Origin of the sequence: Bacillus sp. BB081 (assembly GCF_008368895.1) — a bacterium.
Classification (GTDB): Bacteria; Bacillota; Bacilli; order Bacillales; family Bacillaceae_G; genus Bacillus_A; species Bacillus_A wiedmannii.
Genome location: NZ_QOZX01000006.1, coordinates 80,942 through 95,212, shown reverse-complemented (window position 1 = coordinate 95,212; position 14,271 = coordinate 80,942). Strand labels below are relative to the sequence as shown.

The window sequence follows — 14,271 nt, the reverse complement described above, 5'->3', positions numbered from 1 at the left end:
ACATGGAGTACAAAAGAGTGTCAAGTTTTTTTCTTAACATCACATATTTTTATAGAAAAAGAAGCGGAAAATGCCGCTTCTTTCACTTACACTTCTTCTGTTTCTACTAAGTTCGCAAATAAACCATACACATATTGTTCTGGATCAAACTGCTGCAAGTCATCCATTTGCTCTCCTAATCCAACGAATTTCACCGGTACATCCATTTCGTTACGAATCGCTAATACAATACCACCTTTAGCAGTTCCATCTAACTTCGTTAAAACAATACCAGTAACGTTCGTTGCTTCACGGAATGTCTTCGCTTGACTTAAACCGTTTTGTCCTGTTGTTGCATCAATAACAAGTAATACTTCGTGAGGAGCCCCCGGTACTTCACGCTCAATTACACGCTTCACTTTCTCTAACTCTTTCATTAAGTTTACTTTATTTTGTAAGCGTCCTGCTGTGTCACATAGTAATACGTCTACTTTACGTGCTTTCGCGGCTTGTACAGCGTCATACATAACCGCCGCTGGATCAGATCCTGACCCTTGTTTAATCACTTCTACACCAACGCGATCGCCCCATACTTCTAATTGTTCAATCGCTCCTGCGCGGAATGTATCTCCTGCCGCCAATAGGACAGACTTACCTTCTGATTTGAATTTATGTGCTAGTTTACCAATCGTCGTCGTTTTCCCTACGCCGTTAACACCGACAAATAAAACAACTGTTAATTGATCCTCTTGCATATTAATTTCGTTACTAAACTCACTGTCGCCTTTGTAAATTCCTACTAACTTTTCTGAAATAACAGCTTGTACTTCTTTTGGATCTTGGATGTTACGACGTTGCACTTCTTCTTTCAATTGATCAATTAATTCCATTACCGTCGAAACTCCGACATCTGCACCAATTAAAATTTCTTCTAATTCCTCAAAGAAATCTTCATCTACTTTACGATAACGATAAACTAAATCATTTACTTTATCTGCAAACGAATTTCTCGTTTTTTCTAATCCATGTTTAAATTTCTCTGTTACCGTATCTGTTTGTTTTGAAATTTTTTCTTTTAATTTTTTAAAAAAACTCATACTGTCCCATCCTTCCTAATTACTTGCAACTAGTTCTTCTCCATCATCTAAACGAACCGAAACAAGTTTAGATACCCCTGACTCTTGCATTGTTACACCGTACAATACGTCAGACTCTTCCATTGTACCTTTTCTATGTGTAATGACAATAAACTGTGTCTCATCACTAAATCTCTTTAAATACTGCGCAAAACGGGCAACATTCGCCTCATCAAGAGCCGCCTCTACCTCATCTAATACACAGAATGGGACTGGGCGCACTTTTAAAATACCGAATAACAGCGCAATTGCTGTTAAAGCACGCTCCCCACCAGAAAGTAAACCTAAGTTTTGCAGTTTCTTCCCTGGCGGTTGCGCTACAATATCAATACCAGTATTTAATAAGTCCTCTGGATTCGTCATGACTAAATCCGCTCTACCGCCTCCAAATAATTCAGAGAATACCGATTGAAACTCCATTCGAATTCCTTCAAACGTAGTAGAAAAACGTTTTTTCATTTCTTCATCCATTTCAGTAATAAGTTGGTGCAATGTCGCTTTCGCTTCTTCTAGGTCATCTTTTTGCTCTAGTAAGAATGTATGACGCTCTGCTACACGCTCATACTCTTCAATTGCCCCTAAGTTCACTGTGCCTAGCTCTTCGATGGATAATTTAATTAGTTTCACCTTTTTACGTGCATCCTCTGCAGGCATCATCATTGTATACTTCAGTTTTGCTGCTTCAAATGAAATCGTATATGTTTCACGTAAATGTTGTAATCTATTTTCTAACTCTACATCAAGTCGGTTTATTTTTACTTCTTGATTTTTCAGCATCTCAAGAATGTATTTATGTTTACCTGTTGTTTCTTTCAGATTACGTTCTAAATGTTCTACCCTCTCTTGTAACGATATGCGTTGTTCACGACGAGAGCGAATTAACTCTGAAGTTTGATTACGATCATATGCTTTCTTCTCAATCATATTCGTAATCTGTTCTTCACCACTTGAATTAGATGTCATTTCTTGTTTTAAGAATGCTAAATCCTCTTTCGTTTTGACAAGCGTTGCATCCGTTTCTTCTTTTTCCTTCGTCAATCGTTCAACTTTTTCTTTTTGATTAGATAAGCGTTGTTGCTTTTCAGCCGCCAACACTTTTAACTCAGTCATTTCTTTTTGCACTTTTTCTTTCGAAGAATGCTGCTCACTTTTTTGTTTTGTTAAAGCGACAATTTTGCTATCTAATTCCGTAATCTCCGCTTGAAGCGTTGCTAAAATCTTTTCTAGCTCTTCTTTACGCCCTTGTATCTTCACTTGATCTTGTAAGAATCCTTCAATCTCTAAATCGTAAATAGATAAACGATCATTAATACGATGTTCTTCTAATTCTAAGCGACTAATTTCTTCTCTTAATTTCTGTTCATCTACACGCTCTGCTTCTACATTTTGCCTTAGTTCCCGTATTTTCACTTCTTTTTCTTGAATCTCTTGCTTTACTGCTTTAACAAAGTTTTCTAACTTTGTCGTTTTTTCTTCCATATCAGTTAACTTGTTCGTCCACTCTTCTAGCTCACGTTGACGTCCTAATAAAGAAGATTTCGCCTGTTTTACCGCTCCACCAGTCATAGAACCACCAGGGTTCACTACATCACCTTCAATTGTTACAATGCGATAACGGTATTGCAGTTGTTTCGCCAACTCATTCGCCCCACGTAAATCTTTCGCAACAATAACAGTACCTAATAAATTTGAAACTACATTTTCATATTTATTGTTATATTGCACAAGTTCTGCCGCCACACCTACAAACGATGGGTGTTGATTTACAATACGTAATTGTTCAAATGATAACGATCTACTTTTAATAACAGCTTGCGGTAAAAACGTTGCTCGTCCATGTTTATTTTGTTTTAAAAACGTAATTGCATTACGAGCATGTTCTTCTTTTTGTACGACAATATGCTGCATCGCTGCACCTAGAGCAATTTCCATTGCAATTTCATATTCTTTCGGTACCGTTAGCAGTTCTGCAACAGCACCCTCGATACCTTGCAACCTATCTTCTCTAGCTTTTAACACTTCACGTACCCCTTGATAGAAACCAGAGTAATCCTCTTGCATCTCTTCTAGCATTTCTTTTCGAGAACGTGCCTGTTGTACAAATTGATACGCTTGATACAGTTTTGTTTCATTTTCACTATACTGCGTCTTGCATTTCCCAAGTGCCGCTTCTGTCTTTTGTATATTCGAAAGGATACCAGCTACTTTTTCTTTCACTTGTTCATAACTTTCCACAAGTTTCGTCTTTTTCGCTGTAATTTCCATGCGTATTTCTACATATTTCGCATTTTCTTCATCGAGGCGTTCATTTTTTGAGTTTTGTTGTTTAGATTGTTCTTCAATCATAGATAACTCATTACGATGACTAGCTTGTTGATTTAAAAGTTCAATATAGTCACCTTTTAAATTCTCAATTTGTTCCTCTAAATTGTCAGCAAAAGTTGCAAGCAGTAGCTCATTATCATGCAATTTTGTCTCCAACTCTTTTACTTGATTTACAAATTGCATCAACACTTCTGTACTGGATTCAATTTCACCATCATAACTTGTAGCTTTCTCTGTTAATTCAACAATTAACTGTTCGAGTTGTGCACAATGCGTCGTTGCATTTTGTTTTCTCTCTTTTAATAACTCACGCTGTCCTTCTAACTTTTCTAGCTCTTTACTAGAAAGAAGCAGCACTTCTTGTAAGGAATCTACAGACTCATCTACTGCTTGTAATTGTCCTCGTAATTCCTCAAGCTCTTCTTCACCTTTTTCTAAATGCGTTGACATTTTAGCTTCTTCGTTTTTATTATGCCCAAACTGATTTCGAAGCGCTTCCCATTTCTCATGTAATTCTTCAATTTCATGTACAATAAGCGCCGCTTCTACTTTCTCTAATTCTTCTTTTTTCTCGAGATAATCTTTCGCAATAGAAGCTTGTCTTTCTAAAGGTTCTACTTGACTACTTAATTCGTGAATGATATCTTGTACACGATTTAAGTTTTCTTGTGTGTCTGCTAATTTCACTTCAGCTTTCTTTTTACGAAGTTTGTATTTCAGCACTCCCGCAGCTTCTTCAAATACACCACGACGTTCTTCTGATTTACTACTTAAAATCTCTTCAACTTTCCCCTGGCTAATAATCGAAAAAGCTTCTCTTCCCATACCAGAGTCCATAAATAAATCGATAATATCTTTCAATCTACATGATTGTTTATTAATATAAAAATCACTATCACCAGAACGAGATACACGACGCGTTACACACACCTCATTATATTCAATCGGTAAACGTTGATCTTCATTATTTAAAGTTATTGTTACTTCAGCAACATTAACTGCTCTTCTCGTATCACTGCCTGCAAAAATAATATCCTCCATCTTTGCACCACGTAATGATTTTGCAGATTGTTCACCAAGTACCCAGCGAATCGCATCAGTAATATTACTTTTCCCACTTCCATTTGGTCCTACTACGGAAGTTACACCTGGGACAAAATCAACAGATACACGCTCAGCAAAAGACTTAAACCCTGCTATTTCTAATCTTTTTAAAAACACGAAAGGCCTTCCTCCTATTCTCCGTTGTTATAACTGTTGTCTATACAAAAACAAGCTATTATACGGATTTCCCTTCCCTTTATTCACAAACAAAAAGAAAGTTTCATTCTATGCATAAGGAATCCCCCTCATTCAAAGGGGGATTCCTTATAGTTGTTCTTTTAATTTTTTCAATGCTTCTGCAGCAGCTTGTTGCTCTGCTTCTTTTTTCGACTTGCCACTACCAAGACCTAAAGCCACGTTATTTAACGTAACACGTGACACAAATTCTCGATTATGGGCCGGTCCTTTTTCCTGCAAAATTTGATACTCAATATTGCCACTACCATCACGCTGAATCAACTCTTGTAATTGACTCTTATAATCCATCACATGAGAAAAAGCACCTTCATTAATTTTAGGGTATACAATTTCTTTTAAGAAGCCCCATACTGTTTCTAACCCTTGATCAAGATAAAGGGCACCAATAAACGCTTCAAAGACATCCGCTAATAAAGCTGGTCGTTCACGTCCACCTGTCATTTCCTCACCTTTTCCTAATAAAACAAGGCTACCAAATGACAACTCGTTTGCAAAACGAACAAGAGATGGTTCACATACAATAGCTGCACGTAGTTTCGTTAACTCTCCTTCGCTCATTGTCGGATATTTTTGAAACAGATACTGTGACACAGTAAGTTCCAATACTGCATCTCCAAGGAATTCGAGACGCTCATTGTCTTCATGCGGTTTTTTTCGATGCTCATTCACATACGATGAATGCGTAAATGCTTGAATCAATAATTTTTCATCTGAAAACGTAATACCTATCTCTTCTTGAAATACTTTAAACGCTTCACGATATTTTGTTTCGTATTTTTTTTCTCTATGTTTTCGGTACGGCATAGGTCCCTCCAGATATAAGCCGAGAAGCCCCGCTAAAAAACGGGACTTCACTTAAGCATTATAGATGACTCTCTATGTAAGTCACAGCATCGCCAACAGTAGCAATCTTTTCAGCATCTTCATCAGAAATTTCCATTTCGAATTCATCTTCCAATTGCATTACAAGTTCTACTACATCTAGGGAGTCTGCGCCTAAATCTTCTTTAAAGCTCGCAGCTGGTACTACTTCAGTTTCTTCTACACCTAAACGATCAACGATGATTTTTGTTACACGCTCTAAAACATCTGCCATTCCATTCACCTCCCCTCAAATATTATATTAAATATTGACCAAAAAAACTAGTTGAAATCAATTCTTTTATTACATTACCATTCCGCCATCAACATTTAACGTTTGCCCTGTAATATATTTGCTTTGATCAGAAGCAAAAAACGTTACAGTATTTGCGATATCTTGCGCTTCACCAAACTGAGCTGCAGGAATTAACTTTAACATTTCGGCTTTTATATTTTCATCTAATATATCCGTCATATCAGTCGCAATAAAACCTGGAGCAATTGCATTTACAGTAATATTACGGCTCGCTAATTCTTTTGCTGATGTTTTTGTTAATCCAATTACACCCGCTTTAGCAGCAACATAGTTTGCTTGTCCTGGATTACCTGTCACTCCAACAACAGAAGCGATATTAATAATACGTCCATGACGCTGGCGCATCATGTATCGAGATACTGCCTTCGTACATAAGAATACACCTTTTAGGTTTGTATTAATAACTGTATCCCATTCTTCTTCTTTCATACGCATTAATAAATTATCTTTTGTTACACCTGCATTATTTACAAGAATATCAACTTGTCCAAATGTATCTACAGTTTGTTTCACCATATTTGTAACGTCTTCAGCATTTGCAACATCTGCTCTTACTGCAAATGCATCCGAACCTAATTTCTTTATTTCATCAACTACTTCATTCGCCTTTTGCTCATTACCAGCATAATTTACTACAACATTTGCCCCTTGTTTCGCTAAATCAATCGCAATCGCACGACCAATTCCACGTGAAGCGCCAGTTACTAATGCTACTTTCCCTTTTAACATCAGTTTTCTCCTCTCAAATTTGAAATGGTATCTTTTAATGTCTCTTCATCGTATATCGCATATGCTTTCACTGATGAATCAATTGACTTCATAAGTCCAGCAAGTACTTTCCCAGGTCCAATCTCAATAAATGTATCTACCCCTTGATTCACCATGTTTTCAATGGACGGGTACCATAAGACAGGCGAATAGAGCTGTTCAATTAGCTTTTCTTGAATAAGTGCACCATTTGTAATAACGTCTGCTGTTACATTTGCGATAACAGGAATATTCGTATCTTGAATTGTAATTTCTTTTAAGACACTTTGGAACTTCTCCGCTGCTGGCTTCATAAGCGAAGAGTGGAACGGTCCACTTACCTTAAGCGGAATTGCTCTCTTTGCACCATTTTCTTTCGCTCTTTGAGAAGCAATCTCCACTCCTTGCTTTGTTCCAGAAATCACAATTTGCTTCGTACTATTCATATTAGCGATTTGCACTGCATATCCTTCACTTGTTACTTCTTCTGTAACTTGTTTCAGCATATGTGGATCAGCACCTAAAATAGCCGCCATTGCACCTTCTCCACCAGGAACAGCTTCTTCCATATATTCCCCACGTTTTCTTACAGCATATACAGCGTCTTCAAAAGTTATTGCACCCGCTGCTACAAGAGCGCTATATTCACCTAAACTATGCCCTGCAACAAAGTCTGGTGTAATATCATACTCTTTCAAAGCTGTCAAAATAGCAAAACTCGTTGTTAATAAGGCCGGCTGCGCATTTGTCGTTAACGTAAGCTTTTCCTGCGGCCCTTCAAAAATCACTTCTGAAAGTGAATCTTGCAACACCTCATCTGCTTTCGCAAACACATTTGCAACCTCTTTATTATTCTCCGCTAACTGTTTACCCATTCCAACTGCCTGTGAACCTTGGCCCGGAAAAAGAAATGCTAGTTTTCCCATTTCAAATCCTCCTCTTATTGGAGTGGCTCTTTCTCCATTACGCTTGAAATAGTAGGAATAACTTCTTTCGCTACCATTTCTCTCGTTTGACGAATCGCACTAAATATTGATTGGTCATTGGAAGAACCGTGAGCCTTAATGACTGGAGCTTTCAATCCAAATAATGCCGCTCCTCCATACTCCGAATAATCCATTTTATCTTTTAATACCATAAGTTTTGGCTTTAATACCGCTGCTGCTAATTTGCTCGTAAACGAACTCATTAACTGCTCTTTTAACATAGAAAATAACGCAAGTGCTGTTCCTTCTAATGATTTTAGCGCTACATTCCCTGTAAAACCATCACATACAACAACATCTGCTACACCTTGCAATAAATCTCTTGATTCAACGTTCCCAACGAAATGAATTGGGGCATCCTTAAGCATTGCAAAGACTTGTTTTGAAAGCTCGTTCCCTTTGCCATCCTCTGTTCCAACATTCAAAAGTCCAACGCGAGGATTTTTAATTCCTCTTACTTTCTCAGCGTATACAGATCCCATTACTGCATATTGATATAAATGAATTGGTTTTGCATCAACGTTCGCTCCAACATCTAACATAACAAAACCTTCTCCATCAACCGTTGGCATTGTAGGGGATAAAGCTGGTCGCTCAATCCCTTCCATACGACCTACAACGAACAATCCAGCCGCCATTAAAGCTCCTGTACTACCAGCTGATATACAAGCATCCGCTACGCCGTCTTTCACTTGCTGCGCTGCTAGTACCATTGAGGCTTGTTTTTTTCGACGAACCGCTCTTACTGGTTCATCTGTCGATTCGATTTTTTCATCTGTATGAAGTATAGTAATTCGTTCTTCACTCGTTAAGTATTGACGAATTTCCTCTTCTTTCCCTACTAACGTAATATGTAAATCAGAATATTCCTTAATAGCTTTCATTGCTCCTAATACGACAGCCTTTGGAGCATGATCGCCGCCCATTGCATCTATTGCGATTTTCATAAGTTGTTACCTTCCTCACTATAATTACTAGATCGATACATTTCAAAAGTGCCTGTAAAAACAAGTTCTTCTCCAACAAAGCTACGCACTTTGACAACGGTCCGTCCTTTATCATTCTCTACATCTTCAACGCGCACTTTTGCAACAACACGCTCTCCTAATTTTACAGGACGAATGTATCGAATGGTAGACTTTGCAGTTAAAGCTAATTCTTCATCAATAACTGCAACAGCTAGTGAGTTTGCTTGTGCAAACAAATGATGCCCACGGGCAATCTGATTTCTTTTAAATACGTGTTCTACCTTCACTTCAAAGATAGAAATCGCATGTCTATCTAATTCTATATCGATAATTTCTCCGACAACCTCTTCTAACGGTAAAGATTTCACATCTTCTTCATGTTGCTTTGTAGCTACATGTTTAATTCTTTCTCTTAATTCAGGAATAGATAATTCCATACGGTCAAGACGTACGGTTTGTATACTCACTTGAAATTTTTCTGCTAAATCTTCATCCGTAATAAAAGGATTCGTTTCTATTGTTTGTTGTAATAATTCTTGTCTTTCTTTTTTACTTCTTCTTTTTTTCATACCGCACCATCCATTTTTATGACTAGGTACTAACAGTAGTATATAATCATTAAAAGTAGAATGCAACAAAAACTTTCGTTGCCTCCCTTTAATCGAGCTTCTCTCCTTGGAACACACCTGTCCCGTCAAGATAAGTACGCAGCGAAGCATACTGATCATTATGCCAAAACGCTTCTGATTCTACTAGTAACGCCGCATCTTGTCTAGCTGTTTCTAAAGCTCGATAATCATGTACCATATCAGCAACCTTGAATTCTGGTAAACCACTTTGCTTACTTCCAAAGAAATCTCCAGGACCTCTTAACTCTAAATCTTTTTCTGACAATACAAATCCATCATTCGTTTCGGTCATAATACGCATTCGCTCTTTTCCCGTTTCCGATTTTGGATCCGCGATTAACAAACAATATGATTGTTCACTACCACGCCCAACACGTCCCCTGAGCTGATGGAGCTGCGATAAACCGAAACGCTCTGCATCATAAATAACCATTACAGTCGCATTCGGTACGTTCACACCTACTTCAACAACTGTTGTCGACACAAGAATTTGCACTTTATTTTCACTAAATTGTCCCATTATCTCTTCTTTTTCTTGAGATGAGAGTCTGCCATGCATTAATCCGACTTGACATTTCCCTTGATAATGATGAGTCAGCATACTATGTAAGTCAATCGCATTTTGTACATCAAGTTTCTCAGATTCTTCAATAAGGGGACAAATAACATATGCTTGTCTTCCTTTTTTTATCTCCTTCTCCACAAAACCGAGAACTCGATCTAACATATCATGTTTTGCCCAGTATGTTTCAATTACCTTTCTACCAGCTGGCATCTCATCGATTATAGAAACATCCATCTCTCCAAATGCAGTAATTGCTAACGTACGCGGAATTGGCGTCGCCGTCATAAATAAAACATCCGGACTTTCACCTTTCTCCCTTAAAACTCGTCGCTGCGCTACACCAAATCGATGTTGTTCATCAGTAATAACGAGACCTAACCTATGAAAGATAACTTCATCTTGAATTAAAGCATGTGTTCCAACAAGGATATCTATTTCTCCTTGTTCTAATTTTGCCAAAATCTCTCGACGCCTTACACCTTTAACAGAACTGGTTAACAATTCAACATTCATACCAAAGTGCGAGAACGTCTCTGCAAGCGATTGATAATGTTGCTCTGCTAAAATTTCTGTAGGAACCATTAAAGCACCTTGATAATGTGCTAACTTCGCTGCATAAAGGCCAATCGCTGCAACGACTGTTTTCCCAGAACCTACATCACCTTGCAACAGACGATTCATCCGATAAGGAGATGTCATATCTTTCATAATTTCATCTACTACCCGACGCTGCGCACCAGTTAATGGAAACGGAAGTGCATCAATAAACTCTTGCAATTCTGCTGAAGGAATTTCTTTTTTCGTCCCTTTCGAATTTTCCCTCTCCATTTTCCGTAATGTTTGCATTTTTAGCTGAAATAAGAAAAACTCCTCATATACAAAACGGCGACGTGCTTGTTTTAAATCTTCCTGTCCTGCTGGAAAATGCAACGACCGAAGCGCTTCATAACGCGGCAATAATTTATATCGACTTAGCAATCCCTCAGGTAACACTTCAACTATAGATTCTCCATACTCCTTGAACGCTTGGGCAATAAAACGGCGCATCTGTTTTACTGTAAGTTTCCCTTTCACTGAGTATACAGGCTCTACTTCTTGTTGACGTACAACTGGTCCAAAATGAAGCTCTGATACCGCAATCGTTTGACGGTGCTGATCCCATTTACCAGTAATCGTTACTGTTTCATTTAAATTTAACTTCTGCTTATAGTACGGCCTATTAAAGCATACAGCTGTAATTAAATAACGACCGACGAGGACACGAACCGTAAGACGCGACTTCTTCTTCCCATAATATTGCAGTAAAGGAGCACTATGAACCTTTCCCTCAACTGTTACACGTTCATCATGCTTTACTTCAGCAAGATCTTTCATCGCATAATCTTCATAACGGTACGGAAAATGTTCTAATAGATGAGAAACTGTATAAATCCCCATCTCGTTTAGTAATTCAGATGTTTCTCCTCCGATTCCCTTTACATCCGTAACAGGAACTTGTACAACTTCATTCAAGATTCTCACGCTCCGTCACATTATTTTCTTTGATTCATTCATACTATTGACATCTGTAATCGCTCTCTTTCACCATATATATTCTATCATAGGCATTCTTAGAGAAACTACTCAAATCCCTCATAAACAATACGAAAGAAAAGAGCCTCACTATTAGCAGCAAGGCTCTTTTTTATCTTCAATATGCTAGCCTTTTGAATAAAAACTAGTAATAAACTTCATATTACTACTTCTTATCCATTAGCAAGTAAGTAATCCATTCATTTTCAAAACGAATTTTCTCTTATTCTACAGAGAAGATGAACGAATACACCGGTTGGTTTCCAGCATGTACTTCTACTTCTGCATCTTCAAAATTCTCTTCTACAAATGCAACTAACTCAGCTACTTCTTCGTCAGTTGCATCTTCACCTTGAAGAATCGTTACAATTTCGGAATCTTCATCAATAAGTGCTTCTAGTAATTGCTTTGCAGCTCCTACTTTTGCAGCGTTTGTTGATACAATTTTTCCATCTGCAATACACATGAAATCATCTTTTTGAATCGCTACACCATCAATTTCCGTATCACGTACAGCATACGTAATTTGACCGGTTTTCACATGAGATAAAGCTTCTTTCATGTTTTCTTCGTTCTCTTCTAACGTTCCAACTGGATTAAACGCTAACATTGCAGCCATACCTTGAGGAACTGTTTTTGAACGAATTACAATCACTTCTTGATCCACAACTGACGCTGCTTGTTCTGCTGCCATCACGATATTTCCGTTGTTCGGTAAAATAATGATTTTTTCAGCATTCGCTTCTTCAATCGCCTTCACAATATCCTCCGTACTTGGATTCATCGTTTGGCCACCTTCGATAACTTTCGTCGCGCCAATGCTCTCAAATAAAGTTTTGATACCAGATCCCATAGCAACAGTTACGATACCGTACGGTTGTTTCTCTTTAGACTGGCTAGTTGGCTCAGGCATCATAGTAGGCTCATCTAATAAAGCAGTATGCTGTTCACGCATATTTTCTACTTTAATCTTAATTAAACTACCATAGCGTTGTCCATAATTCATAGGATCTCCAGGATGTTCCGCATGAATATGAACCTTAACAACCTCATCATCTGATACAACAAGTAGTGAATCTCCGTACACACTAATATCTTCACGGAATTTTTGTTCAGAGAAATTATGTTCTTTCATTTTTTCAGGCTCTAATTTCACCATGAATTCCGTACAATATCCATACTTAATATCTTCTGTACTCAATTGGCTTTGTACACTACGGTGATGTTCTGCGCGTACCATGTCATTCATAGATGGTTGGGCAGACACATTAGAAGAAATCGTTTCTCCTTTTAAGTCAGCTAAAAATCCTTCGTATACAACAACAAGACCTTTACCACCGCTATCTACAACGCCAACTTGTTTTAATACAGGTAATAAATCTGGCGTACGATTTAACGATGCATTCGCTTCTTTCACAACGTCTTCCATAAACAAAACAAAGTCGCGCTGTTTTTTCGCAACTGTCACTGCATATTTACCCGTTTCTCTTGCAACCGTTAAAATCGTTCCTTCAATCGGTTTCATAACCGCTTTGTAAGCCGCTTCTACCCCAGCATCTAAAGCTGCAGCAAAATCAACTGTTGTTAATTCTTCTTTTTGTTCAATGGATTTAGAGAAACCACGGAACAACTGAGATAAAATAACTCCAGAGTTACCACGTGCTCCCATTAATAATCCTTTGGCTAAACTTACGCCGACTTTACCAGCATGCTGTGAAGGATTTGCTTTCACTTCACGTGCGCCTGAAGTCATTGATAAGTTCATGTTTGTACCGGTATCGCCATCTGGAACCGGAAATACGTTTAATGCATCAACAAGCTGAACATTATTTGTTAAATTATTCGCTCCTTGCATGATCATTTGTGATAAACGTTTCCCATCAATTTTTTGAATTGACACAGATTTTCCTCCTTAATGCACATTACAAGTTTATTACTTTAACTCCTTGTACGTAGATGTTTACAGAATCTACTGCTAGTCCTACAGTTTGATCTAATGTATATTTCACTTTCGTCTGCACGTTATGTGCTACTTCTGAAATTTTCGTACCATAGCTCACAATAATATACATATCAATATGTACTTCATCTTCATCTTTACGAACAATAACACCTCTAGTGAAGTTTTCTTTTCGTAAAATGTCTGTTAAACCATCTTTTAACTGATTTTTTGATGCCATACCTACGATACCGTAGCAATCTACTGCGGCACCTCCAGCAATTGTTGCAATTACATCTGTACTAATATCAATTTGACCATACTTCGTTTTAATTTCAATTGACATCTCGTTTCCCCCTTCATAAATGGTGAAAGTGAGCTAGACTACTTTAGTTACTATCATATAATCTTTTTAAAGAAAATTCCATCGTTCTTTCTTTTCACTCTCATATTTTATGTTTTAAATCACATTTTTTATGATGAGCAAAATAGTCCATTGTTATTATACAACATGTACCACTATAATATGTCAAGCAATTTTTCTTGATTTCAACTTTTCATCATGGACATATGGTGTCAAGTAATTTTTCTTGATTTCTTTTTTCTACGGTGTTGCATTCTCTTTTTAGTTGTGTTAAATTATAGTAGTGTTTTTAGCATCGCAAAAAAGACTAACATTGAAAAATTACGTATGGTAAGGTATCAAGGGAGGGAAATATAAATGGCTCGTGTTTGTGCTATCACTGGAAGAAAAGCTCGTTCTGGTAACTCTCGTTCTCACGCAATGAACGCTACAAAACGTAAATGGGGCGCTAACCTTCAAAAAGTTCGCGTACGCATCGACGGAAAAGTTCAACGTGTTTACGTTTCTGCTAGAGCATTAAAATCTGGCAAAATCGAACGTGTTTAATAATAAAAAAAAGAGCCGATAGGCTCTTTTTTTACT

Annotated in this window: 12 protein-coding genes; 1 reads left to right on the top strand and 11 read right to left on the bottom strand. The window is 37.6% G+C overall.

The annotated features are described in order from the left end of the window. Positions 1-86: 86 nt before the first annotated feature. From ftsY to DN394_RS04310, 11 genes are all read right to left on the bottom strand, one after another. Positions 87-1,076, bottom strand: coding sequence for a signal recognition particle-docking protein FtsY (ftsY, locus tag DN394_RS04360; RefSeq protein ID WP_000007644.1), 990 nt, complete (start codon positions 1,074-1,076; stop codon positions 87-89). A gap of 15 nt (positions 1,077-1,091) precedes the next feature. After that, entirely contained in the window at positions 1,092-4,661 is a 3,570-nt protein-coding gene (smc, locus tag DN394_RS04355) for a chromosome segregation protein SMC (protein WP_097917878.1), read from the bottom strand. 147 nt (positions 4,662-4,808) lie between these two features. Next, positions 4,809-5,546: a ribonuclease III gene (rncS, locus tag DN394_RS04350; RefSeq protein WP_001146867.1), complete on the bottom strand. Its 738-nt coding sequence runs from the start codon at positions 5,544-5,546 to the stop codon at positions 4,809-4,811. A 58-nt stretch (positions 5,547-5,604) separates the two neighbouring features. Continuing rightward, positions 5,605-5,838, bottom strand: a complete 234-nt coding sequence (gene acpP, locus DN394_RS04345; RefSeq protein WP_000786062.1) for an acyl carrier protein — start codon at positions 5,836-5,838, stop codon at positions 5,605-5,607. Between the two features lie 69 nt (positions 5,839-5,907). Next, positions 5,908-6,648: a 3-oxoacyl-[acyl-carrier-protein] reductase gene (gene fabG, locus DN394_RS04340; protein WP_097917877.1), complete on the bottom strand. Its 741-nt coding sequence runs from the start codon at positions 6,646-6,648 to the stop codon at positions 5,908-5,910. After that, complete coding sequence (fabD, locus tag DN394_RS04335; RefSeq protein WP_000516944.1) at positions 6,648-7,592, bottom strand: ACP S-malonyltransferase; 945 nt, start codon at positions 7,590-7,592, stop codon at positions 6,648-6,650. The genes fabG and fabD overlap by 1 nt, the downstream gene beginning before the upstream one ends. Positions 7,593-7,606: 14 nt before the next feature. Then, the gene (plsX, locus tag DN394_RS04330; protein ID WP_046956482.1) at positions 7,607-8,599 is read right to left on the bottom strand and encodes a phosphate acyltransferase PlsX; all 993 of its coding nucleotides are present in this window, start codon (positions 8,597-8,599) and stop codon (positions 7,607-7,609) included. After that, positions 8,596-9,189, bottom strand: coding sequence for a transcription factor FapR (gene fapR, locus DN394_RS04325; protein WP_000747354.1), 594 nt, complete (start codon positions 9,187-9,189; stop codon positions 8,596-8,598). Before fapR ends, plsX begins: the two co-directional genes overlap by 4 nt. Before the next feature lie 88 nt (positions 9,190-9,277). Next, positions 9,278-11,326, bottom strand: a complete 2,049-nt coding sequence (recG, locus tag DN394_RS04320; protein ID WP_149293644.1) for an ATP-dependent DNA helicase RecG — start codon at positions 11,324-11,326, stop codon at positions 9,278-9,280. 283 nt (positions 11,327-11,609) lie between these two features. After that, positions 11,610-13,286 carry a DAK2 domain-containing protein gene (locus tag DN394_RS04315; protein ID WP_000027123.1) on the bottom strand — a complete coding sequence of 559 codons (1,677 nt, stop codon included), beginning with the start codon at positions 13,284-13,286 and terminating at the stop codon, positions 11,610-11,612. Positions 13,287-13,308: 22 nt separating this feature from the next. Then, on the bottom strand, positions 13,309-13,671 hold the full coding sequence (locus tag DN394_RS04310) for an Asp23/Gls24 family envelope stress response protein (RefSeq protein WP_000021109.1): 363 nt from the start codon (positions 13,669-13,671) through the stop codon (positions 13,309-13,311). A 375-nt stretch (positions 13,672-14,046) separates the two neighbouring features. Between DN394_RS04310 and rpmB the strand changes: the two genes are divergently transcribed. After that, positions 14,047-14,235, top strand: coding sequence for a 50S ribosomal protein L28 (gene rpmB, locus DN394_RS04305; protein ID WP_000124776.1), 189 nt, complete (start codon positions 14,047-14,049; stop codon positions 14,233-14,235). The last annotated feature ends 36 nt before the right edge of the window (positions 14,236-14,271 follow it).

What these genes read in the sequence shown, in the direction of transcription:
- ftsY (WP_000007644.1), bottom strand. Translation starts at nt 1,076, where the DNA reads ATGAGTTTTTTTAAAAAATTAAAAGAAAAAATTTCAAAACAAACAGAT.
- rncS (WP_001146867.1), bottom strand. Translation starts at nt 5,546, where the DNA reads ATGCCGTACCGAAAACATAGAGAAAAAAAATACGAAACAAAATATCGT.
- acpP (WP_000786062.1), bottom strand. Translation starts at nt 5,838, where the DNA reads ATGGCAGATGTTTTAGAGCGTGTAACAAAAATCATCGTTGATCGTTTA.
- fabG (WP_097917877.1), bottom strand. Translation starts at nt 6,648, where the DNA reads ATGTTAAAAGGGAAAGTAGCATTAGTAACTGGCGCTTCACGTGGAATT.
- fabD (WP_000516944.1), bottom strand. Translation starts at nt 7,592, where the DNA reads ATGGGAAAACTAGCATTTCTTTTTCCGGGCCAAGGTTCACAGGCAGTT.
- plsX (WP_046956482.1), bottom strand. Translation starts at nt 8,599, where the DNA reads ATGAAAATCGCAATAGATGCAATGGGCGGCGATCATGCTCCAAAGGCT.
- fapR (WP_000747354.1), bottom strand. Translation starts at nt 9,189, where the DNA reads ATGAAAAAAAGAAGAAGTAAAAAAGAAAGACAAGAATTATTACAACAA.
- DN394_RS04310 (WP_000021109.1), bottom strand. Translation starts at nt 13,671, where the DNA reads ATGTCAATTGAAATTAAAACGAAGTATGGTCAAATTGATATTAGTACA.
- rpmB (WP_000124776.1), top strand. Translation starts at nt 14,047, where the DNA reads ATGGCTCGTGTTTGTGCTATCACTGGAAGAAAAGCTCGTTCTGGTAAC.